Annotated in this window: 20 protein-coding genes; 13 read left to right on the top strand and 7 right to left on the bottom strand. The window is 49.6% G+C overall.

Going from position 1 to position 23370, the window contains the following annotated elements; translation table 11 throughout:
• Window positions 1-76: 76 nt before the first annotated feature.
• From ccmE to ccmA, 5 genes are all read right to left on the bottom strand, one after another.
• Window positions 77-526: a cytochrome c maturation protein CcmE gene (ccmE, locus tag DYD62_RS13360; RefSeq protein ID WP_115227792.1), complete on the bottom strand. Its 450-nt coding sequence runs from the start codon at window positions 524-526 to the stop codon at window positions 77-79.
• Between the two features lie 432 nt (window positions 527-958).
• Window positions 959-1177, bottom strand: a complete 219-nt coding sequence (ccmD, locus tag DYD62_RS13355; RefSeq protein WP_115227791.1) for a heme exporter protein CcmD — start codon at window positions 1175-1177, stop codon at window positions 959-961.
• Window positions 1177-1944, bottom strand: a complete 768-nt coding sequence (gene ccmC, locus DYD62_RS13350) for a heme ABC transporter permease CcmC (RefSeq protein WP_115227790.1) — start codon at window positions 1942-1944, stop codon at window positions 1177-1179. The genes ccmD and ccmC overlap by 1 nt, the downstream gene beginning before the upstream one ends.
• Before the next feature lie 227 nt (window positions 1945-2171).
• On the bottom strand, window positions 2172-2846 hold the full coding sequence (gene ccmB / locus DYD62_RS13345; RefSeq protein WP_115227789.1) for a heme exporter protein CcmB: 675 nt from the start codon (window positions 2844-2846) through the stop codon (window positions 2172-2174).
• The gene (gene ccmA, locus DYD62_RS13340; protein ID WP_115227788.1) at window positions 2843-3472 is read right to left on the bottom strand and encodes a cytochrome c biogenesis heme-transporting ATPase CcmA; all 630 of its coding nucleotides are present in this window, start codon (window positions 3470-3472) and stop codon (window positions 2843-2845) included. Before ccmA ends, ccmB begins: the two co-directional genes overlap by 4 nt.
• A gap of 576 nt (window positions 3473-4048) precedes the next feature.
• On the opposite strand from ccmA, the gene moaA reads away from it, so the two are divergent.
• Window positions 4049-5038 carry a GTP 3',8-cyclase MoaA gene (moaA, locus tag DYD62_RS13335; RefSeq protein WP_115227787.1) on the top strand — a complete coding sequence of 330 codons (990 nt, stop codon included), beginning with the start codon at window positions 4049-4051 and terminating at the stop codon, window positions 5036-5038.
• Between the two features lie 207 nt (window positions 5039-5245).
• Here moaA and narL read toward each other — a convergent pair whose 3' ends face one another.
• Complete coding sequence (narL, locus tag DYD62_RS13330) at window positions 5246-5899, bottom strand: two-component system response regulator NarL (protein ID WP_115227786.1); 654 nt, start codon at window positions 5897-5899, stop codon at window positions 5246-5248.
• Window positions 5896-7809 carry a HAMP domain-containing protein gene (locus DYD62_RS13325; RefSeq protein WP_132038728.1) on the bottom strand — a complete coding sequence of 638 codons (1914 nt, stop codon included), beginning with the start codon at window positions 7807-7809 and terminating at the stop codon, window positions 5896-5898. Before DYD62_RS13325 ends, narL begins: the two co-directional genes overlap by 4 nt.
• 453 nt (window positions 7810-8262) lie before the next feature.
• Between DYD62_RS13325 and napF the strand changes: the two genes are divergently transcribed.
• The 12 genes from napF to DYD62_RS13265 all read left to right on the top strand — a co-directional run bounded on the left by napF (window position 8263) and on the right by DYD62_RS13265 (window position 23182).
• The gene (gene napF / locus DYD62_RS13320) at window positions 8263-8742 is read left to right on the top strand and encodes a ferredoxin-type protein NapF (RefSeq protein ID WP_115227784.1); all 480 of its coding nucleotides are present in this window, start codon (window positions 8263-8265) and stop codon (window positions 8740-8742) included.
• A complete protein-coding gene (locus DYD62_RS13315) occupies window positions 8739-9020 on the top strand; it encodes a chaperone NapD (RefSeq protein ID WP_165928765.1) in 282 nt (93 codons plus the stop codon). The genes napF and DYD62_RS13315 overlap by 4 nt, the downstream gene beginning before the upstream one ends.
• Complete coding sequence (napA, locus tag DYD62_RS13310; RefSeq protein WP_115227782.1) at window positions 9017-11557, top strand: nitrate reductase catalytic subunit NapA; 2541 nt, start codon at window positions 9017-9019, stop codon at window positions 11555-11557. The genes DYD62_RS13315 and napA overlap by 4 nt, the downstream gene beginning before the upstream one ends.
• Window positions 11558-11646: 89 nt before the next feature.
• On the top strand, window positions 11647-12090 hold the full coding sequence (locus DYD62_RS13305; RefSeq protein WP_115227781.1) for a nitrate reductase cytochrome c-type subunit: 444 nt from the start codon (window positions 11647-11649) through the stop codon (window positions 12088-12090).
• A gap of 13 nt (window positions 12091-12103) precedes the next feature.
• Window positions 12104-12802: a NapC/NirT family cytochrome c gene (locus DYD62_RS13300; protein ID WP_115227780.1), complete on the top strand. Its 699-nt coding sequence runs from the start codon at window positions 12104-12106 to the stop codon at window positions 12800-12802.
• A gap of 634 nt (window positions 12803-13436) precedes the next feature.
• Window positions 13437-14663, top strand: a complete 1227-nt coding sequence (locus DYD62_RS13295) for an MFS transporter (protein WP_132038727.1) — start codon at window positions 13437-13439, stop codon at window positions 14661-14663.
• A gap of 282 nt (window positions 14664-14945) precedes the next feature.
• Window positions 14946-17597 (top strand): type VI secretion system Vgr family protein, encoded by a 2652-nt coding sequence (locus DYD62_RS13290; RefSeq protein ID WP_115227778.1) that lies wholly within the window; start codon window positions 14946-14948, stop codon window positions 17595-17597.
• A gap of 35 nt (window positions 17598-17632) precedes the next feature.
• Window positions 17633-18577, top strand: coding sequence for a hypothetical protein (locus DYD62_RS13285; protein WP_115227777.1), 945 nt, complete (start codon window positions 17633-17635; stop codon window positions 18575-18577).
• A complete protein-coding gene (locus DYD62_RS13280; protein ID WP_115227776.1) occupies window positions 18567-21095 on the top strand; it encodes a T6SS effector BTH_I2691 family protein in 2529 nt (842 codons plus the stop codon). Before DYD62_RS13285 ends, DYD62_RS13280 begins: the two co-directional genes overlap by 11 nt.
• 2 nt (window positions 21096-21097) lie before the next feature.
• Window positions 21098-22012 carry a DUF6708 domain-containing protein gene (locus tag DYD62_RS13275; RefSeq protein ID WP_115227775.1) on the top strand — a complete coding sequence of 305 codons (915 nt, stop codon included), beginning with the start codon at window positions 21098-21100 and terminating at the stop codon, window positions 22010-22012.
• The gene (locus DYD62_RS13270; RefSeq protein ID WP_115227774.1) at window positions 21981-22265 is read left to right on the top strand and encodes a hypothetical protein; all 285 of its coding nucleotides are present in this window, start codon (window positions 21981-21983) and stop codon (window positions 22263-22265) included. Before DYD62_RS13275 ends, DYD62_RS13270 begins: the two co-directional genes overlap by 32 nt.
• 2 nt (window positions 22266-22267) lie before the next feature.
• Window positions 22268-23182, top strand: coding sequence for a DUF6708 domain-containing protein (locus DYD62_RS13265; protein WP_115227773.1), 915 nt, complete (start codon window positions 22268-22270; stop codon window positions 23180-23182).
• Window positions 23183-23370 lie beyond the last annotated feature (188 nt).

Genomic DNA, 23370 nt, shown 5'->3' with positions numbered 1-23370 from the left:
CACAGAGCGCCACAGAGAAAGCCAATGCATATTAGGTTTTCTTCGTGAAACTCCGTGTCCTCCTTAACTCCGTGGTTCAAGGCTTGGGCTTGTTTGCTGCCGCTTTCTGATGCGCTTTGTTGACTGCATCTTGTGCTTCGGGCGGCATATAGTTTTCGTCGTGTTTGGCGAGCACTTCGGTGGCGGTGAAAATGCCGTTTTCCCAGCTACCTTCGGCCACTACGCCTTTGCCTTCTTTAAACAAATCCGGTAGCAATCCGCGAAATTGCACCGGGATATTTTGATCGGTGTCGGTGACAACAAAGCGAATACTGACGCCATCGCTGGCACGGCTAAGGCTTTTATCCACCACCATTCCCCCCAGCCTAAACGCCCTGCCATGCGGCGCTTCGCCATTGATGACCTGCGTGGGAGAGTAAAAAAACACTAAATTTTGGCGAAAGGCATTCACTACAAAAAAAGTGACTAAAGCCAGCGTCATTAAAGCACCCACAATCCAAAAAATACGTTTACGTCTGGGGGACATGGGGTTCTCCTTGATGATTCTTGATGGGTTTTCGTAATACGGGTGAAACCCGCGTATTTTTCAGTATCGCTCGCGGGTTTTGCCCCGTAAGTGCTAACCAAAGTCAAAAAGACCTTTTTAGTGCCTTCGGCACAGTGTTTAGGTGCGGGAATCCCCCGCGTGGGCCTCACTTTCTTGCTTCGCCAAGAAAGTAAGCAAAGAAGGCGACCCCACGAAACACGAAAGCCCCTGCGCTGCGGACAATCGAGTCGGCGGCAGGCGGGATTGGCTCGTTCCTCGCTCCCTGGCCGAAACCCCGCCCCGCTTGTTCCTCGCTCCGGCGTGTTTCAAGGGGACTTTAAAAGCCCTTTGCAAAGAGCGTGGTTGTTATGCTTTCTCGCTGTTTGCTAATGAAAAAACAATTTGGTTAGCGCATATGGGGTTTTACCCGCCCTACAATAGTGATGAATGCTCATACTCCTCATCCTCCATCTCTTGTGCTAAAGCCATCCTTCTTAAATGCTGAATCACTTGCTTACGTTGCTGCCTGATCAATAGCCATTCCATGCCTAGCCCCAAAACACAGGCTAAGAAAGAGCCCCACACATATAAGCCATAGCCGCCCATATAGATAAAATCGCTGAAGCTTGCCCAGTAGAGGCTTGAAAACATTATTGTTCTCCTTGGGCGATGCGCTCTTTTACCCAGCGGGTGCGGCTTTCTCGCTGCAAAATCAGTGTGCGAACACGGGATAAGCAGGTGGCGATGCTGTACATCCATGCCGCTAGCGACATTAATAGCATCGCAATCAACATGGTGCCGGCCATGCTGCTGCCTTTTTCTAAGGAGATGGACGCGCCTTGGTGCAGGGTGTTCCACCATTTCACCGAGAAATAAATCACCGGTACATTAAATACCCCAACAATCGCTAATACCGATCCCGCCTTATCGGCGCGGTCTGGTTCGTCAATGCTGCGGGTGAGGGCGATAAAACCTAAATACAAAAAAAACTGCAGCAGCATCAAGGTGAGCCTTGCATCCCACACCCACCAAGTGCCCCACATTGGCTTACCCCACAATGCACCCGTCAATAGTGATAAAAACGCCATCAGCGCACCCGTAGGAGCCAAGGCTTGCGCCATCATCGCGGATAAGCGAGTGCGAAAAATCAAATGCATCACCGACCAAAATGCCATCACCATATAAATAAACATCGCTATCCAGCTGGTGGGTACATGCAGGAAAATAATCCGATAGCCTTCACCCTGCTGCGCGTCGCCCGGCGCAATAGCAAAACCCAGCCACAGCCCTGCCAGCCCCAAAAGAATGGCTAGCATCATAAATACGGGGGTGAGTCGGCCAGCCAGCGGGTAAAACTGCATGGGGGAGGCGAAAGAAAATAGATTCAGCCAGCGCGGGCCGTTATGGCTTGGTTTCATTGTTTCCCTAGTTGTCTCTTGTGGCTTGCAACTCGTAGGGCGGGTGAAACCCGCCGTTTTCGTTGTTTTTTATATTAAATATTGGAGGGCTTTACCTCGGCTCTAGCAGCTTAAGATCCTATGCCGTAGGAGCGGCTTTAGCCGCGAATATGGTTACGAGCAGTGCTTTCGCGGCTAAAGCCGCTCCTACGAAACAGCAGGTTTTACTTTCTCAGCATTAAACAAAACTATTCAACCGCCAGCTTCACCGCCATCGCAGTCAGCCACGGCGCTAAAAATAATGTTCCGCAAAGCATGGCGGCCAGTAAGGATAGCTCGGCCATCCCAGGCAGCCCGCCCGCCACCGCGGCCACAGCACCGCTGCCAAAAATAAGTACCGGTGCATAAAGCGGTAAAACCAACAGCGCCAATAACATTTCGCCCTGACGCACGCCAAGGGTGAGCGCAGCACCAATGCTGCCTAATGCACTGAGTGTAGGCGTGCCAAGCAGTAAGCTGGCCATTAGCATCAGCAGGGTGTCGCTTTCCAGCCCGTATTGAATGCCTAAAAGGGGGGCGATTAAGGTGAGCGGAATGCCAGTCGTTAACCAATGTGCGGTCAGCTTGCCTGCCACCATCACGCTGGCGGGAGCGGGGGCGGTTAAGAGTTGCTCTAGGCTGCCATCTTGCCAGTCGCTATTAAAAAGCCGTGGCAGGGCGAGCAAATTGGCGAGGATCACCGCCACCCACAGCACGCCGGGGCCGATACGGGCCAGCAGCTTAGGCTCGGGGCCGATGGCGAGCGGAAACAGGCAGGCGACTAAAACAAAGAACACCACGCCCACCAGTAAATCGCCACGCTGCTGCCAGGCCAGTAATAAATCGCGGCGAACAATGGCTAAAAAGAAGCGCGTGCTGCTCATGCTGCGCTACTCATAGTTAATTCTAGTTCGGTGATGTTTTGAATGGCTTTGGGTAAGGCTTGATGCGAGGTCAGTATCACTAAGCCGCCGCTGCTTGCGTGTTGGGCAATCCACTCACCAAGCTGATTTTGCGCGGCTTGATCTAGCCCTACAAAAGGCTCGTCCAGCAGCCAGAGCGGGCGGCTGATCGCCAATAGTCTTGCTAAGGCAGCGCGTTTTTTTTGCCCTTGCGAAAGAGAGCGTACGGCTAGATCGCATTGGCGTATTAGCCCGACTTGAGTGAGTGTTTTGAGTGCAGCTGCTTCGCTTAAAACCTGTCCTGATAGGCTCGCCGTAAGACGTAAGTTAGTCAGCGGGCTAAGTAAATCTTTTAAGCCATCTTTATGGCCCAGATAATGCAGTGCGGCATAGTAATCATCGCCCCAAGCTGCTAATGCTTTGCCTTGCCAGGTGATTTCGCCATCCTGCGCCGTGCTCAGCCCCGCCAGCATTTTAAGCAAGCTTGTTTTACCCGCACCGTTCGCGCCGCGCAGGTGCAGGCATTGCCCCGCATTCAGGGCAAAAGACAGATTGGTAAAAAGGGGGCGATCAGCGCGCTCTGCTGAAAGTCTGGATACAGAAAGCATGGTGGGTAGTCAGTCAGGTTAGAAAAGGCGGCTTAGAAATCGATGGATTTCTTCGCCTAGCAAAGCGCAAGCTCTATAGCTGGCTAGGCCATGACGAGCAACGTAGTCAGGCGGAAAAAGGCGCGATTTAGCGCTGCCTCCAGCCTTGCTGACTACTAGTATAGGGATGTAGTGCTGTTTGCTGACAGGTATTTGGGCCTATCTCAGAAGAGGTAGTCCTAAATGCAACAGGCTAATTCACAGGCTTGACGTTATAGTGGGAGGTCTGAGGGCATAAGAATCTGCATAACTGCTGGCGGCACTTTCGCACTGTAGCTTCCCCCTTTGTAAAAGGGGGATTGAGGGGGATTTGCATGAGAGTTGGTTATATTTTGCCTTTTATCAAAAGCATGCAGAGCTAAATCCCCCCTGGCCCCCCTTTTTCAAAGGGGGGAACAAGTGCTTCAAACTTGTGTAGATATTTATGGTCTGAAGGGGGTACAAATGTACATTGTTGTGCTGTCATCAATTGCCATAGAGTGCGACTAATTATAAATTTGCTTGAAAGCTGTTTTCCCACGGATATAAGGAAGCCCGATGTTTGCGATTGCTCCCTTACAAGATCGCTTTGGCCGCGCTATACGCTACCTACGTTTATCGGTAACGGATCGCTGTGATTTGCGCTGTAATTACTGCCTACCTAAAGGCTTTAATGGCTATGAAGAGCCTGCGAACTGGCTGAGCTTTGATGAAATGACCCGTCTGGTCGGTATTTTTGCGCAGGCTGGTGTTTCGCGCGTGCGCCTGACCGGGGGCGAGCCTTTGCTGCGGCATAATTTGCCTGAGCTGGCTGCAAGGATATCGGCACTGCCGGGGGTGGAGGATTTATCGCTCTCTACTAATGCAACGCAACTGGTCAAACATGCCGTAGCGCTCAAAGCCGCTGGCGTGAAGCGCATCAATGTGAGTCTCGATTCGCTGGATAAAGGCTGTATTAATACGATTACCGGCCGCGATAGTTTCGACGCGATTATGGCGGGGATTATGGCGGGCAAGGCCGCTGGCTTTGATCCGATTAAGCTGAATATGGTGGCGATGCGCGGTGTGAACGAGCATGAAATCAGGCGTATGGTGGCGTTTTGCTTAGAGAACGATTTTATTTTGCGCCTGATCGAAGCCATGCCCATGGGTAGCACTGGCCGTAATGCACAGTATCTGGATTTAAACCCTGTGCGCGAGCAGCTGCTTGCAGAGTTTGGCCTGATTCCCGAAGTGGCCGAGCTGGGCGGCGGGCCTGCGCGCTACTGGCAAACCGCCGATGGTAGTGGTCGGGTCGGCTTTATTACGCCCATCTCGCAACACTTCTGTGCCACCTGTAACCGCGTCAGGCTGGCTGTGGATGGCACTTTATATATGTGCTTAGGCCAAGAAGAAAAATTTGAATTTGCACCGCTGCTGCGAGGCGGGGCAAGCGATGCAGAGATTTTAGCCGCGCTCAAATTTGCCATCGAGCTAAAACCAGAACGCCACGAGTTTAAAGAACAACCCGGCAAAATCATCCGCTTTATGTCGCAAACAGGCGGTTAGTGTTTCTTGAGTAAGAATTAAAGTTTTTGCACACAATGTTAAATCTTGAACCACAGAGTAAAACGAGCACACAGAGCGCCACAGAGAACCCCAAAAGCGAGGGAAGTTCTCCGTGATAATTTGAAGAAATAGTGTGGTTTTCTCTGTGTAACTTTGTGTCCTCTGTGCTCTCTGTGGTTCAAGATTTAACAAAGTGTGATTCAACACTTACCCCTGTTTTATCCCCTGTTCCACTGCCCAAATTGCCGCTTCCAGGCGCGAGCGGAAGTTTAGTTTTCTGAGCAGGCTCTTCACGTGCACTTTCACCGTGCCTTCCGCGATGCCTAGTTCCCTGCCGACCAGTTTGTTGGATAGGCCATTGGCAAGGCAGCCCAGTATTTCCCGCTCCCGCTCAGTGAGAGAGGCCATCATGGCATTGCGCTCGCTGCCGTCGTCTTCGCGCATTGCTAAGGCAAGAACACGGCCAAGGCGCTCCGGAATCGCCATCTGCCCATCCAGTGCCTCGGCAAGGCTGGCTATGATTTCCTCCGGCTCCATATCTTTGAGCAAATAGCCATCAGCACCTGCCCGAACGGCGGCAACCAGATCCGATGATTGATCGGATACGGTGAGCATCACTACCCGTGAATCGAGATCCAGCTCTTTAATGGCACGCAAGGTAGCAATGCCATCCATTTCTTTCATGTTTAAATCCAGAATGACCAGATCCGGATTGTTGGCTTCCACTACAAGCAGGCCTTCTGCGCCGCTGGCGGCTTCGCCAACGATATTAAACCGGCTATCTAAGGCTAATAGCTGGATCACGCCTTTGCGAAATAGGGGGTGATCGTCGATGACGACGACGGTGTATCTATCGCTCATTGTTTTTTTCCTTTTGCTGCAGGCGTATTGGGTGTGAATTGTAAGGAGACCAAGGTGCCGCTAGGTAGCTGGCGGGCGATGTCCAGCTCTCCATGCAGGCTATGGGCGCGGTCGCGCATAATGCCTAAGCCATAGTGCTGTTTTTTATCTGGGTGATCTTTGATGCCCAGACCATCGTCTCTGATGGTGACTAAAATGGTGTGGTTCAGCCCGCTTAGCGTGACCCATGCATGCTGTGCATGGGCGTGGCGCTCGATATTGGCGAGCGCTTCACGCACTATTTGCAGGATGTGGATTTCTTCATGGGCGCTCAGCTCAACCCCCATGAGCTGATTGTCCAGTATCACCGGATGCGCTGCCCGTTCAGAGAACTCCTGTACGGTTTGTTCTAGCGCTTCGGCCAGGCCACGCTCGTGCATTTGTAAGCGAAAGGTGTTGAGCAGCTCACGCAGCTGGCGGTAAGCATCGTTTAAGCCCTGGCGTAATTCTGTGAGTACAGCTTCTGCTGTGGCGCTGCGGGCTGCTTCGGGGAATTCGGTTTGTAGGCGCACCACCTGAATTTTTAAATAGGATAAAGATTGCGCCAAAGAATCATGCAGCTCGCGCGCAATCACTGAGCGTTCTTCATGCAGCGCCAGCCGGTGCAGCGCTTGCGTGCGTTTGGCATTGGCCAGTGCCGTACCAATTTGCCGCGCCACGGCTTCAAGTAATTGCTGCTGCCAGTCGGCCAGCTTTTGCATGGGTTTTAGCTGAATCGGCATAATGCCGTAGTTTTTTCGCCCGTCAGTTAGCTGAAAAACAGGGAAGTCGCTGGATTGTGCGGGCGTGGCTGTGGCTTCGCTGCAGCTGGCGCAGTCTCTTTGATCGCAATGTGTGCTGGGCTGGTTGGCGACCACGGCAAGGCGAAAGGCCAGCGGGGCTTGCTCGGTTTCGGTAATGCAGATGGCGGCGTGCTCAAGCTCGATCACGCTGCCCAAATCGCTTAGTACCTGATCAAAGGTGGTCTGATCTGGCTCCTGATCGGATAAGCGCTGTTTAATACGATATAGCAGCTCTAGGCTGCGCTGGTTTTGCGATAAAGCCTTGGTTTTTTCGCTGACCCGCGATTCTAATTCGCCGATGCCGCGGGCCAGTTCGGCCACCATATGGTTGATGGCTTGGCCAAGCTGGGTGATTTCACCCGCGCCGTCTTCTGGCGCTCGTACACTTAAATCACCATCTTTTACTTTGCTGGCGGCATGGGCCATGGCGATCAGCGGCCGGGTAACGCGCTGTGAAAGCCAGTGTAAAGTGCCCATCAGCACAATAAGCATAATGCCCAGACTGATCCATTGGATGCGCCCCAGCCAGATCAGACGCGCTTCGTGCTTTGCCTCAATCGCCTCTACATAAGCATCAATTAAAGAGACAAAACGAATGGCTCTGGGTAGCAGGCTGCCATCTTGCTGGCTGTTGAGCTGGGAGAGGTCTTTTTTAACTTCGGTGCGCCAAGCCATTTCCATGCGGTTGTAGCGGGTGCGCACCGGATCATCTGCCTGATCAGGCAGATTATTGAGCAGGATGGGGTGATAAAGGCGTAGCTCAAATTCATCAATGACCTCTTGCAGCAGGGGACGGCTGCCGGGGACGGGCGCGGGCGGTGATGCGTGGGTGGCCACAATCAAATACACCTGCTTACGTAAGGAACCCGCCAGATTAATCGCCGCACCTTCGCCTGTGGAGCGCACGACGGTGCTCCAGCTCATAAAAAAAGCCAGAAACGCGGGCAAAACCATCAGCAATAAGGCACGGGCAATAAACTGCAAAATCGACGCTTGGCGGAAATAGTCCCCAATACGCATAAGCACTACCTCTAAATTTCCATTTCTAACGACCTGCGGCAGAGGCCTCACTTTAAGTGTGAAAGGCATGCTGCCTGCCAGGGTTGTATTTTTTGAGCTGTGGCCTGAAATGCCGCCAGATAAGGGCAAGCACAAAGCGAGCAGCCTTGCCTCTCTTAAGACCGTCCTGCTGCAAAAACGCCGGATTTGGCCATGTTTCGGGCTTTTTTTCGTTACACGCCTGCTTAGCGTGCAACGAAGTTGCTCAGCACAGCCTCAAAAAACCTCGAAATCTGCTTCAAGCCGGACGTTTTCTCGCCGCGGATGCTCAAGTCTGACAGGCTGCTAGGTAGCAAAACATAGCCTAATTGCCTGTATTTCGCCATGCGCTTTAAAGGGAAGGCAAGTCTTTGATTTTTTATGATTACCTCTAAGGGGGTAGCGGTAGGCGGGCGCTGCTGTGCTGCACCTCTAAAGAGGCATTGTATGTATTACAGCGGCAGCCTAGTCTTAAAAACTTACTGATCCGGATGAATTGCCGCAGTGGACCCTTCCCGTCGTAATTTACTTTTTGGCCGCCGCCCGCAAACGCCAACCGCACCGCGCCCCCCTTGGGCAAGCGCGTCTTTTTCTGATCGCTGCACACATTGTGGCGATTGCATACGGGCATGCCCGCAGCAAATTATCAAAACAGGTGAGGGTGGTTTTCCGGTGGTGGATTTTGCTCAGGCCGAATGCACCTTTTGTGGCGATTGCGTGCGCACCTGCACATCTTTAGCGCTCGATCAAAGCATCAGCCCGCCCTGGAAAATCTACGCAGAAATCAATACCAATTGCTTGGCCGATCGCGGTGTTGAATGCCGAATTTGCGGTGAGGTCTGCGATGAGCAGGCGATTCGTTTTCAGCTTGCCGTTGGCAAAGTGGCCCATCCCCTTGTGAGTGCAGAGCAATGCACCGGCTGTGGTGCCTGTGTTTCATCCTGCCCAAGCCAGAGCATTCGTTTGTTGGAGTTGATCGCATGAATATTTTTAGCATGGTGATCCGGGCCGTTCCCGATCATCTGGAAGACGTCAAAGCTGCAGTCCTTGCGGTGCCGGGGGTGGAGTTACATCTTGAGCACGAAGGGCGGCTGATTATCACGATCGAGGATGTGCCTAGTGTTCGATCCTCTGATCTGCTCAAACAAATTCAAGAGATTCCCCATGTTGCATCGGCCACGTTGGCTTATGAATATTGCGACGAAGAAATGCCACCACCCCTATCTGTGAAATCAAAAAAATCTGAGGAGCGCTTATCATGAGCCTGGATCGTCGTGAGTTTATTAAAATTTCTGCCGTAGCTGCTGCGGTAGCCAGTGCGGGCATCCCGCTGGCTGGCGCTGCGCCTAAGCCTATGCCAGCCACGGCGGGCGATGGTAAAAGCGCCATTCGCTGGGATAAAGCACCCTGTCGTTTCTGTGGTACGGGCTGTGCCGTGCTGGTGGGCACGCAAAATGGCCGCGTGGTGGCCACGCAAGGGGATCCTGATGCAGAAGTAAATCGGGGTTTAAATTGCGTGAAAGGGTATTTTCTTTCCAAAATTATGTATGGCGAAGACCGCTTAACCCAGCCTTTGCTGCGTAAAAAGAACGGCCAGTATCACAAAGATGGTGAATTCACTCCCGTAAGCTGGGATGAAGCCTTTGCCATTATGGAGCTCAAATGGAAAGACGCGATTAAAACCAGCGGGCCGGAATCGGTGGCCATGTTTGGTTCGGGCCAGTGGACCATTTACGAGGGCTATGCCGCATCCAAGCTGATGAAGGCAGGTTTCAGATCTAATAATATCGATCCCAACGCTCGCCACTGTATGGCCAGCGCGGTGACCGGCTTTATGCGTACCTTTGGTATGGATGAGCCTATGGGCTGTTACGACGATATTGAAGCCGCAGATGCCTTTGTGCTGTGGGGCTCGAATATGGCCGAAATGCACCCGATTCTATGGAGCCGGATTACCGATAGGCGTTTATCCAATCCTAAGGTTAAAGTTTCGGTTCTTTCTACCTATGAGCACCGCTCCTTTGAGCTGGCAGACATTGGTTATGGCCTGGTGTTTACCCCACAAACCGATCTGGCGATGATGAATTTTATTTGCCACCACATCATCAAAACCGGCCGTGTGAACCAAAAATTTGTAAAAGATCACTGTAATTTCAAAATTGGTGAGACCGATATTGGCTACGGATTGCGGGCTAAACACCCTTTGGAAGTCAATGCCAAAGCCAATGGCTATCCGGATGCCAACGGCAAGCCTAAAACCAATCCCAACGATATGAAAGACGGCTCGTTTGAGCAGTTTTCAAAATTTGTGTCCGATTACACGGTAGATAAAGTCAGCAAGCTTTGCGGTATTCCAGAAGACCGCTTGATTGCGCTGGCTGAGCTGTACGCCGATCCAAAAATCAAAGTGACCTCGTTCTGGACCATGGGCTTTAATCAGCACACCCGTGGCACATGGGCGAACAATATGATTTACAACATCCATTTGCTGACCGGCAAAATCGCCGAGCCGGGCAATAGCCCGTTCTCGCTGACAGGCCAGCCATCGGCCTGTGGTACAGCGCGTGAAGTGGGCACTTTTGCTCACCGCCTGCCTGCCGATATGGTGGTAACTAATCCAGAACACCGCAAACACGCTGAAGAAATCTGGCGTATTCCTGAGGGCACCATCCCGGGCAAAATTGGCTTGCACGCCGTCGCCATGGCTCGGGCCATTAAAGACGGCAAGGTGAAAGCCTACTGGCAGATGTGTAATAACAATATGCAGGCCGGCCCCAATATTAATGAAGAGCTCTACCCAGGCTGGCGCAGGCCAGACACCTTTATTGTGGTGTCTGACCCTTACCCAACTGCATCAACCCTAGCTGCCGATCTGGTCTTGCCGACAGCAATGTGGGTAGAAAAAGAAGGGGGCTTTGGTAATGCCGAGCGCCGCACCCAGCTTTGGCGCCAGCAGGTGGATGCGCCGGGCGAGGCGAAGTCTGATTTATGGCAGCTGATGCAATTTGCCAAGCGCTTTAAGGTAGAAGACGTCTGGCCTGCCGATTTGATTGCCAAACAGCCCGCAGTAAAAGGCAAAACGCTGTACGACGTGCTGTATGTCAATGGCAATGTGGATAAATTTAAAGCCGCAGATCAGTTTAAAGGCTTTGAAAACGTGGAAGCAAAACTGGCCGGGTTTTACATCCAGAAAGGCTTGTTTGAAGAGTATGCCCAGTTTGGCCGCGGCCATGGCCACGATTTAGCGCCGTTTGATATGTATCACCAGGTACGTGGCCTGCGCTGGCCGGTGGTGAATGGTAAGGAAACCAAGTGGCGCTACCGTGAAGGCTACGATACTTACGTGAAGAAAGGCGAGGGCGTACGTTTCTACGGTAATAAAGATGGCCGCGCCAATATTATTGCTCTGCCTTACCAAGCCCCGCCGGAAATGCCCGATGCCAACTTTGATATGTGGCTTTGCACGGGTCGTGTGCTGGAGCACTGGCATACCGGCACCATGACCCGCCGCGTGCCAGAGCTGCATAAAGCCGTGCCGGAGGCGATGGTGTTTATGAACCCGAACGACGCTAAAAAACGTGGCTTACAGCGCGGCATGCTGGTGAAAGTTTCATCCCGTCGCGGTGATATTAAAGCCCGTTTAGAAACGCGAGGCCGTAATAAACCACCGATGGGGCTGATCTTTATCCCCTTCTTTGACGAAGGCCGCTTGGTGAATAAGCTGACGCTGGATGCCACCTGCCCGATATCCAAACAGACCGACTTTAAAAAATGCGCGGTGAAAGTGGTGAAGGCCTGATATTGAAGGGCGCACGCTAAGCCCGGCGAGCGGCAGTTTCAGGCCGCTCAGCGGACGCAGTGCGCCATGCAGATCCAAAGGAGAAAAAAATGAAAAAATTAATGACGATGCTGGCGCTGTTTATGAGCTTCTGTATGGTCTGCGCCCCTATGGCGCAGGCTGAAACCATGAAATCTTTGCGTGGTAGTGAAGCCGTGAAAGGCGACGCGCCATCTGAAAATTATCGCTGGGAAAAAGACCGCAAACCTTTACCAAGGCAGTTTGTGCAGCAGCCGCCGCTGATCCCGCACACCACCAAGGGCTATCTGATTACCAAAGAGTTTAATAAATGCCTTGATTGCCATAGTTGGGATCGCACGGCGGACACCGGCGCCACCAAGGTATCGATTACCCACTTTAAAACCCGTGGCGGTACTGAGCTGACTAATATTTCGCCGCGCCGTTATTTCTGCCAGCAATGCCATGTGCCGCAAACGGATGCCAAACCTCTGGTTGGCAATACCTTTAAGCCTGCCGATGGCTTGGTTAAGTAAAAAGGATTAAATAATGAGCGATGAAAGCAAGCCCTCATTCAAAGCACGGCTTTGTGCACGCATGCAAAAGTTGCGCAGCCTGCGTATCGGCTATATCGGCGTGATTGTGGCGTTTTTTGTGGGGATTATCTTTTGGGGCGGCTTTAACACCGCACTGGAAATGACCAATACCGAACAATTCTGTTTAAGCTGCCACGAAATGGCCAGCAATGTGTATCCGGAATACCAGGAAACCGTGCACTACACCAATCGCTCCGGTGTGCGTGCTACCTGCCCAGATTGCCATGTGCCGCATGAATGGGGCCCAAAAATGATTCGTAAGCTTGAAGCTTCCAAAGAAGTCTGGGGCAAGCTCACGGGCTTTATTGATACGCGTGAGAAATTCTTAGATAAGCGTATCGAGCTGGCACAGCACGAGTGGGACAGGATGAAGGCCAACGATTCCAAAGCCTGCCGCAACTGCCATAACTATGAATACTTTGACTATATGGAGCAAAACACCCGCTCGGCCAATGCCCACCAAAAAGGCTTGTCCGAAGGTATGACCTGTATCGATTGCCATAAAGGCATCGCCCACCACCTGCCCGCCGTTAATCAAAACGTAGGGCCAGATGGCAAGGGCGTGAGCCCAGAAGTAATGCACCCCGCATCGCCTAAGCCTGCTGTAAAAGCAGAAAACGCCAGCGATGAAGAGATTGCAGGCACGCAGTAAGCAGAGATCCTGAATCACGTAAGTATTGTGTCTTGCAGGGGAAAAGACAAATCAGAGGGCTGTGGCCCTCAGTGCCCGCGTTTGCTTAAGTAGTGCAAGGTTTAGCACGCCGCTTTCTTAATCAAATGGGCGTAGTTTTTGTTTTTTTAAAGGCTGCGCACCATGAGTTCAGCATGTAAAAACGGGCATCTGCGGGTGCCCGTTTTTTTGCTTAAGCGGAAGATTTAGTTGCAAAACCATTCGTTTTATTAAGATATGCCAGATATATGTTTACGGCATGCTTTCATTTTGTTAAATTCGCTGCTCATTCCATAACAGGATATCCACGAATGTTTCGTGCGAGCCCTTACTCAGCAGATTGCTCTGCTGGTGTATCCATGATGACTCCCCACTAGCCTTCACTAGGCAGGGCCGTTTGCGGCCATCTATTGCAATCCAAACCGCGGGTGTTTTAGAGCACAGTGCTATGGCGCGTGTTGCGCGTGGCTAAGCTCCTGCTTGCTGCATCGTGATCGCTTAGTCCATCGCTTTGCTTAGGCACGGCGTACGCACGAGGCTTCCTGCTGTTTGGGTTTTATCCCTGTCCGTTTGTCATTGCCCACCGTTGCGGCAATGGGGACGGCTGCGTATTGGAATGATGATGATTAAATTATTTATGTCTTCCCGCTGGTATCTGTGGTTTACCCTTTCCATATTGATTACCAGTATTGGCTCTGGATTAACCGCCGTGGCGGTATTTGGGGCTTTATCCAAAACGGCGGCAAATCCATCCGATTTTGCGCTTACTTTTTCAATGTCGGTTGTGCCGACACTATTCAGCTCTGAAATCGGTAAGTATCTGGGCAAATGGTACAGGCCTTTTTCTGTGCTGATTGCAGCAGAAATAGCCGGTGCATTGTCTTTGTTTCTGCCATTTTACGCTTTAGAAACAGGCAATGTGCTGATGCTCAGCATGGCGTTAGCTCTGCCGGGGCTGTGTACCGGGCTGGCGGTATCTGCGTATCACCTCATTAATAAGCGTGGTTTTGGCGAGGCAGATTATTTGCATCTGGCCAGAATAGAAACTATTACTTTTTCTGCAATTGCCATTGTGGGCACGGGTTTCGGCGGGGTGCTTTACCCTTTACTCAGCAGCAAGCTTTATTTTGCAATTGATGCGCTCTCATATTTATTATCGCTTGCGTGTTTGCTCTACGCCCGCTCTTTAATTGTGGGTGTAGCGCTTGATTGCATCGATCAGGAAACGATGGTGAAACTGCGGTTTTTCTCTCTGAGCCCAGATAAAAAAGCCATTTTAATGATTATGCCCATGCTGACATTGATTGCGGCACCAGCCATGGCTTTGCTGCCGGTAAAAGGGCTGGAATTTAATGATTTTAAAGTGCTGGGGCTGATCATTAATCCCGTATTAATACTGCTCTTTGCTCGCTGCCTTGGCCAGTTGATTGGCCCGCTGCTGACCAGCCAAAAGATGGTTGATCGCGTGTTTTACTCTGCATCGGGCAAATCTTTGCTGGGCTTGGGGTTTTTTCTGATGTATTTATTTGCGTTTTATACTCGGTATTTACCTCTGCTTATTCTGGCGGTGATTCTGGCGCATGTTTTTTCGAATATTTTATTCGCGGTGTCTTATTCCACCATGCTGACGTATTTTTCAGAAAATGAAATTAGCGCAGCATCGGTATGCTCTTATCAAAGTACCACCTTGATTTTGGCTTTAATGTCTTTGCCTCCAGGTTTTTATGCTGATCAATATGGCCTAGTGTCTGCCATGCTGATCTTTTCTTTTCCGGCCGTTTTATTGATGATGGTGGTGTTTGGCCGGCTTAAGCCGGGGCCGGAATTGAGTGTGATTTCATAAGCTGATTTATTTATTCCCTAAAGGGCAGGGGGCCGGTATGTTGCTGGCCTCTCTGTTATTTAGCGTGTGGCATGGTATTTAAAAACCAGACTTGCACAATCAGGATAATGGAATATTTTTCTTTTGGTGGGTAAGATATTTTGATTTAAAATCAAAGACTAAGTATTAATACTTACACTATAAGTATGAAATATTGTTAATAATCACAAGCTTTTGTAATCATTGTGCCGGGGCACTAAATCATCGGGTAATCTGCGGCATTGATAAAATAGTGGAATTACCGTGGGCCCCGATCAGCTACTTGCTTCATTTTCCGCCGCTTTTTCTCAAAACCAGCGTTTAATCTTATTGCAACTGGGCGATGGCGCAGCGTGGGGCGAGCAGCTTTTACCTCAGCGTGTAACAGGCAGCGAGGGGATTAATCAGGCCTATCGCTATCAGATTGATTGCCTGTCATCCGATGCGGCCTTAGAGCTTAAATCGCTGCTTGGCCTGCCGGTTGTTTTGGCCGTGGCCGATGCTAATGGCGATGCTATCGAGCGCTGTGGCGTCATCTCGCAGGCGCAGCTTTTAGGCTCAGATGGTGGCTTTGCTAAATATTCTATTACCGTAGAGCCACCATTCGCGCTGCTCAGATACCGCCGCACTTCCCGTGTATTCCAGGATTTATCCGTCCCCGATATTGTTAAACAAGTTTTAGCCGAACATCAGGCTAAAAATCCTGTCTTTGCCTCGGTACAAGCGCTGGATTTCAAACTATCGGCAGAATACCCGCCGCGCTCTTACTGCCTGCAATACCGCGAAGATGACTACGCCTTTTTATGCCGCTTAATGAAAGAAAGCGGCTTGGCATGGCGCTTTGAGCATTTGGCCGGAGACACACCTCAGGTTCAGCTCATTGTATTTGACGACGCTTTTGCCCTGCCCGAAGCGGCAGAATCTGCGGTGAGATTCCATCGGGCGGACGCCACAGAAGAAAGTGATTCACTCACCGGCTGGAATACCCAGCGGCAAATTGGCAGCAGCTCGGTAGCCCTTGCCAGCTTTGATTACAAAGCCGCCAATACCAGCCACAGCTCAAGCGACAGCGCCATTGATCAGGGCGATGGCGGGCAGCAAATCCAGACCAGCCTCGAATATTACGACCCGCAAACGCATTATTACGCCAGCGATTCGGATCAGCTCTGCAATGATGCCAAGCTGCGTCAGGATGCTTTAGATGGGCAAAAAAAATCATTTACCGGCTCTGGCACATTACGCAGCCTGCAGGCTGGGCAATGGTTCCGTCTGGAAGATCACCCCGCGCACGAATGGGATAGCGCAGAGCAGCGCGAATTTGCCATTACCGGGCTGACATTCACCGCCAACAATAATTTACCTGCAGATTTAAGCCAGCAACTTGGCTTAGTTGCGCCCAGCCTACTTGCCACTCCTGCCAAAGATAACGCGCCTTACCAAGCGGACTTTACCGCGCAAAGACGCGGCCAGCCTGTGCTCAGCCATCTGGGCGAGCAAGAATTTACTAAGCCCACCAGCCCAGGCCTGCAAACCGCCACGGTAGTTGGCCCTGCCGGGTCAGAAGTCCACACCGATGAGCAGGGGAGAATAAAAGTACAATTTCACTGGCAGCGTGCCGCCGAGCACCCTGAGTTTGGCGCCAATCTGGATGACAAATCATCTTGCTGGATACGCGTCGCCGCGCCATCGGCGGGGGCAGGCTGGGGGCATCAATTCATCCCGCGTATCGGTCAGGAAGTGACCATCAGCTTTGTTGAAGGCGATATCGACCGCCCTGTAGTCACTGGTGTTGTTTATAACGGCAGCCACCCCGTGCCAGCGTTCAGCGGCACAGGCGCATTGCCAGCGAATAAAACGCTGTCTGGCATCAAAACCAAAGAGCATGAAGGCGGCCAGTATGGCGAGCTGCTGTTTGATGATACTAAGGGCGAAGTTCGTACCAAATTATCCAGCGAGCACGGCAAAACCCAGCTCAACCTAGGTTATCTGATCCACCCAAGAACCGATGGTAAGGGTGAGCCACGCGGCGAAGGCTTCGAGCTGCGCACGGATAACCAAGGCGCAATCCGCGCCAATGGCCTGCTGATCAGCACCGAAGCCAAAGGCGGCGCCAGCGGTAAACAACTCGACCATAGCCCCGCACAAAGCCAGCTGGAATCAGCTTTAGCGTTGGCTCAAAGCCTAGGTGAAACCGCCACCAACCAGCTTGCGGACACCATAGAAACTGGCGACGAAGGCAAAACCGTAGAGGCAGACAACAGTGCAGGCAGCAAGGCCAGCACGGGTCATTTGTATCACCACGTGCATGCCAGCAAAAGCTTGGAAGCGGGCAGCAACACCGATAAAGACGGCAAGAGCAAATCTCAAAGTCAGGCAGGTCAACAAAAAATCATCCTGCTGCACGGTGAGGACGGCGTAGCCATCACCAGCCCGCAAAGCCAGACGCTCTCCGCAGGTACCAACCTGGATCTGGTTGCTCAAAGAGACACCAACCAAACCTCCGGCCGCCGCTGGATACATAATGCAGGATCACACATCAGCCTGTTTGTGGCCGGGGTAAAAGACAAAGTCGCGCTAAAGCTAATCGCAGCCAAAGGCAAAATCCAGCTGCAGGCGCAAAGCGATGATATTGAAATCACTGGCGACAAAAACGTCAAAATCACTGCCTGCAAAGAAAGCATCACCGTCGTCGCACAAGACGAAATTCTGATGACCGCTGGCGGGGCATACATCCGCATCAAAGGCGGCAACATCGAAATCCACTGCCCGGGGAAGGTAAGTATTAAGGGGGCGAATCATGATATGAGTGGGCCAGCGAGCTTAAATATGCCTCCTGTTAAATTCAAAGGGACGCTCTGTGAAATGCAGGCCGCCTCAGCGGCTTCAGGTGGTGATGCCATTGTGTCGAGTAAATGAAATGGTAATCTGCTTAATCATAAAGAGCCTTAAATATGTTTGAACATGCTCACCCGAACGACAGTTTTGAAGCCGAGCAAAGTGGTGCACCTTGCACACAAGTATTGCAAATGTCATTTTTGCAGGCTCAGCGGTATGCGCTTATTTTGGCTGAGCAGCGTGAAATGCTGCCCGCTGATTTGCCCTTCGTGCCACTGGTCCCCAAACAACTGGCAAAAGACGTCGGTTTAATGCCGCTGGCGCTCGATTTATGGGCTCTTGATGAAAAAGTCAGATTGGCTATGTTTGAGCAGCTCATTGAGCTTCAAGATCAAAAAGAAGCCAGCCCGATAGCCGCATTGCTGATCGCCGACTGTGATATTAAACAACTCAGCAAGCATCTGAGTGACATTCAGTTTCGTCGCTACCTTCAGCAATCAGGATGGCTGCGCCTTGTTGATCCTCGTGTATGGATACAACTTCCTCGCGTTTTAGGTGCAAGAGAAGTGGCAAGGCTTTTTGGCCCCGTACAGCAATGGAGCGTTTGCCTCTATGGTGATTGGGTGGTGACTCGGCCACTTTCTCCAGCAATGCTTGAGACGGTTGAAACACCACCCCTTGCTCTGCGTTGGCCTGCCTTATTAAGAATGGGCATTGTTAACCGGGCTTTGGCGCACCTCGGCTGGCTTAGCTACCCGCAAGCACAAGCTCAAAGTGAGTTACTGGATGCTTTGGTCTACCAGGGGCAGAGCAAACATCAACTCTCCCGCAGTGAAGAGCTGATTGCCTATGCCTGCCTTGGCATCCATTGCGGGCTAGCGTTTGATGAGCATCCCATTGCTCTGGCCGCGATTGCAGGATTGGATCGAGATGAGCCGGATGCCAGCATTGTTGATGCGCTCAATGAAATACCCAAAGAGCAATGGGAAATCATTCAAAAAGAGACCCATTCCAAAATGTACGCGACTCAATTACCCCTAAAGGCCAACAATGGCAGATAAACAATGCTCCAAAACCTGTGAATACTGCGATAAACGTGGCGTGGCTATTTTACCGCTGCGATATGCCGTAGCCTGTCCACAGGCAGGTGCGCCTGTAGCAACAGCACCCGAAATAGCCCTTGCAGCTGACGCCGGACAATACACCACTCGTTTGTTACGCTCTGGATATCTCTACGTTTATGACGAAGCGCGTAAACGCTGGGACGATTATTTTGTCACGCCAGATGCTTACTTTTTTAAGTTGGTTCAGCTGCCAGGCCAGGCACAGGTATTACCCAAAGAACCATTTAACTGCACTGGGCCAGGGCATAGAGAATTAGCCAGCTGCATTACGATCGCTAATGCAAAACAAGCAAGCAAGGTTTGGTTGGCATTTTCTGATGTGCAATGGACAGAGGCAGTACGTAAGCGCCACCAAGATGAATCCTATCGCAAGCACCATATGCGCTCTGTTGATGTGAAAGCTTTTGCAAGCAGCGCAGACGCTAAGCATTGTTTTTCTATCAAAGAAGTGGGCAAGCGTGTGGCTGAATACGCGCTAAGCAAAGAGCAGCTAAAAAAAGCGGTTGGCTATCACGAATTTACTAGCAACCCAAGAACCGGCCTGCAAAAAAACCTAGAATATGAATGTGATCTGCTTTACCCCAATAAAGGTTTTGCTCTTGTATTGGAAGACCCCGTCGGCGTTGCGGCAGAGCTGGGTGCCTTAATGAACTATCATCTGCACAACTTTGCTAATGATAAAGACCGAACCCGTAAACTTTACACCGCAGGAACAATCGCTAGTCTTGAACTTGCAGTAAAAGAGCAGGCTAGATCAAACGAAGAAACCGCAGCAAAAGAGCTGGCTAATCAGCAATTGTCCCAGCCTGACTTTGGGATGCTTAATGCTAATTATGCCAAAAACAAAGTAAAACGTACTGAAGAAATAGCAACGGTTACAGAAGCAGAAGCCAAGCGCGCAGAGAATTTAGGTTGGGAAAAGTACAGAATAAAATTCAAAGAAACGGAAATGAAAAAATGGCAAACTGAGCACGATGCTGAATTAAAGGAGTTTGATAAGAAATACATCGCCCCATTGGCTATTGCCCATACCGAATGGATGAAATCCACCATTATCCGTCACTATTTTGAATGCAATTATGATGATGGCAGTATGGAAAGTGGATTGGTCTATGCCAAGGCGGTTACCCTGTGTATTCGCAGTACACAAGATAAAGGCAGCAGCGCAAAATTAATTGCAGATTGGCTGGATGGCAAGATCAACGATAAAAATAATTTCATTATGAATGCTTTGGTTTTAAATGATAAAAAAACTAAAGAAGAAATCCAAAAAGCCATGGCTGTGAGTTTGGATTGGCGCGGGTTCCCTCTCGATCCTATTGCCGGTGCATTTGGCAAAGCGATTGAAAAAGTTAGGGGTGGTGAAGTGGATGTGCTGGGGCAGTTGACCACAGCCTGTGCGGGTGGTTTAACGAAGTTATTAAATACAGCATTAGACGGCGTAGTGCGCCCTGCTATGGTGGCCCTTGGCCTGCATACACAGCAAACATTTGTGGTGGTGACGATTACGGGTAATAAAAAAGAATTCAGATCCTTATTGATTCGAGAGCTGATCCGGCTAAGTGGGCAATCTGTTGAGAAAAACCGCATACAGCAGGCAGTCTCCCAGCAAATGCGTAGGTTACAGCTGGCGGGCGTGCCGATGGTAGGGCAAGTCGACAAACGTTTTTTACTGCTGATCGACCCCAGCCAAATTCGCAATATGCCTGCCAATTTAAATTCGGCAGCTCAAGCCAAATGGCTGGCAGGGATGATCAGAACGCCCGAGCAGTTGGAAGCGCTGAACTTGGCTGGCTGGCGCAGCCGGCTTAGTAATAGCCACATCGGCCAAGCCACCCAAGGAGCCGTCGCCCGCATCCCTCTGATTGCCTGCATTATTGGTGGGATATTGCAGTTCAACGCCATGCAAAAATTAAATGAAGACGAAGGCAAAGCCATGAGCCACGAGGCGCAAGAAGCGGTCTACCGCTTAGGCAGCGGCATCACCGCGCTGGCGGGTACCTTGGTTGATTTAACAGCACAGGGGCTGGAAAAAGTAGCACACAGAGCGCCGCTGAGGTTTGGACAAGGGCTCGATAGACTGATTAATTTTGGTAAATGGCTGGGTAAAGCTGCAGGTATGGCTGCTGGGGTGGTGATGGCTGGATGGGATGCTTATCAAGGAGTGAATGCTATTCAAGAAAAAAATCATGGTTTAGCCGCTTTATATTTTACCTCCGCAGGAATAGGGGCGGCGGCATCTTATCTACTAATTTATTCAACTTGGGCTCTCGCCACTGGAGTAGGACTTTTGCTTGTACTGGGCTTGATTTTAATTACCTTAGCAATTGAGTATCTAAAAGACAATAAATTTCAAGAATGGCTAGAGCGTTGCACATGGGGGGTAAAAGGGAAAGAAGAGAGATATAAAACACTGGAAGAAGAAATAAAACAATTTAACATGGCAAAGGCTTGACTATGAATTATTTAGGATTACTCGGTGAATACCCCACAAAGCGCCTCTTGAGTGATGTTGAAATTGATAGGAAATTGGATCGCAAAAAAAGTATAGCAACAACTCCTGCTCATCAGTTAAGTACGATAAAAATTAATTCTAGCTTTATTGAAATAGTTGATAAATATTTTTTTTGGAAAGGGTTTTTTTCTATTTTTGCACTTAGTATTATTTTTATTATGTTTTTTATGGTGATTGGATCATTTTTGGCTGCGTATTCAACTGATGAAGGTTTATCAGGGGCAATAGGTATTCTTATGTTTGTATCTATTTTGGCAACTTCATTTATTGTTTTTTTTTCATATAGGCTAAAAAAAGAGTCTTTCGCCTACACCCACTATCCCATACGTTTAAACCGTAAAACTAGAATAGTGCATGTTTTTCGCATCAATGGCTCTGTGCTCAGCGTGCCATGGGACGAGGTCTTCTTTTGTATCGCTCCCTGTGGCAAAGGCGATTGGGAGATTCAGGGGCATGTATTAGATAAAGACAAAAAAACGGTATTAGAAACCTTTGCTTTTTCAGAGGGCGCTGGTAGTAAGTTAGAAAGTGAAAAATTAAAACACTATTGGGAGTTTGTGCGGCGCTATATGGAAGAAGGCCCAGCATCTGTGATTGATGGCATTACTGGCTATTTGCCAATTAGCGATCGCCGTGAAACCTTTATCTTTGGCTTTCATCGCATGCGCTTTACAGTTGGTGCCGCACCATTAATATTGCAAATTCCTATTTTAGTACTCAATACTTTGATTTACCCCGCCCGCTGGTTTGCAATGCGTACCAGTAAAATACCAATGTGGCCTAAAGAAATTGAAGATCAGTGCCCAGTTGAAGAAAATGACCCTTATGCCCGTGATTATAGAAATAACCCTGCTTGATTTTGAGCATGCAAGTAAAAGCCAGTTCAAATTGTGCGACTGGCTTTTAAATCGTTTTACTTTGGCTTGTACCTCTTTGTTTGGGGTGATTTTGGTTGGCTTGTTAATTGGCATCACTATTTGTATAAAATATTTAAAAGGTAATGAATTGCAGGATTGGCTGGGGCGTTGCAGATGGGGAGTCAAGAAAAAAGAAGATCGTTATAAAACGATAGAAGAAGAAATAAAACAATTCGATTTGGCAAAGGCATAATAATGAACTACTTAGGGCTTCTTGGGAAATATCCAAATAATCGAGCTTTAACTACGATTGAAGTTGAAAGAAAGCTGGGCGCGAAGAAAAAGCTAGGTTTAGAGCCAGCTCATCAACTTAGTGCAATTAAAATAAATTCAAACTTTATAGAATTGGTAGACAAATATTTTATATGGAAAGGAGTTATAACTACATTCACTAGTATAGCTATATTTTTTGGGATCGCTATCCTTGGCGCAATTGGTTATGATTTTTTTATTAACTCGAGAAAATTGTCAGACGAAATTAGCACAATTTTTTTTGTATGTTTAATGGTTATTCCTTTTGTTGGGTTTTTTGTTCATCAGTTAAGTAGAGAATCTTTTGCATACACCCACTACCCCATACGTCTAAACCGTAAAACTAGAATGGTGCATGTTTTTCGTATTAATGGCACTGTACTTAGCGTGCCATGGGACGAGGTCTTTTTTTGTATCGCTCCTTGTGGCAAAGGCGATTGGGAGATTCAGGGGCATGTATTAGATAAAGAAAAAAAAACGGTATTAGAAACCTTTGCTTTTTCTGAGGGCGCTGGTAGTAAGTTAGAAAGTGAGAAATTAAAACACTATTGGGAGTTTGTGCGTCGTTATATGGAAGAAGGTCCAGAGTCTGTGATTGATGGCATTACTGGCTATTTGCCAATTAGCGATCGCCGTGAAACCTTTATCTTTGGCTTTCATCGTATGCGCTTTACAGTTGGTGCCGCACCATTAATATTGCAAATTCCTATTTTAGTACTCAATACTTTGATTTACCCCGCCCGCTGGTTTGCAATGCGTACCAGTAAAATACCGGTGTGGCCTAAGGAAATTGAAGATCAGTGCCCAGTTGAAGAAAATGATCCTTATGCCCGTGATTATAGAAATAACCCTGCTTAATTTTTAGCCTGCATGTAAAAGCTAAAAGCTAAAAGCTAGTTCACATTGTGGGTTGAATATTGTTTATACAACAAAACAGCAAAATAGAAGACAGAATAATGTTAATTAAACAATTAACCGTACTTTGCCTCTGTTTGTTCTTTGTTTTCGCAGGATTTAAGAAAAAGACATAATCAGGATGCTTTAAT

It is taken from the genome of Iodobacter fluviatilis (assembly GCF_900451195.1).
GTDB classification, from domain to species: Bacteria; Pseudomonadota; Gammaproteobacteria; order Burkholderiales; family Chitinibacteraceae; genus Iodobacter; species Iodobacter fluviatilis.
Note: the sequence above shows the minus strand (reverse complement) of the source record. Positions and strands in the feature narration are given on the sequence as shown.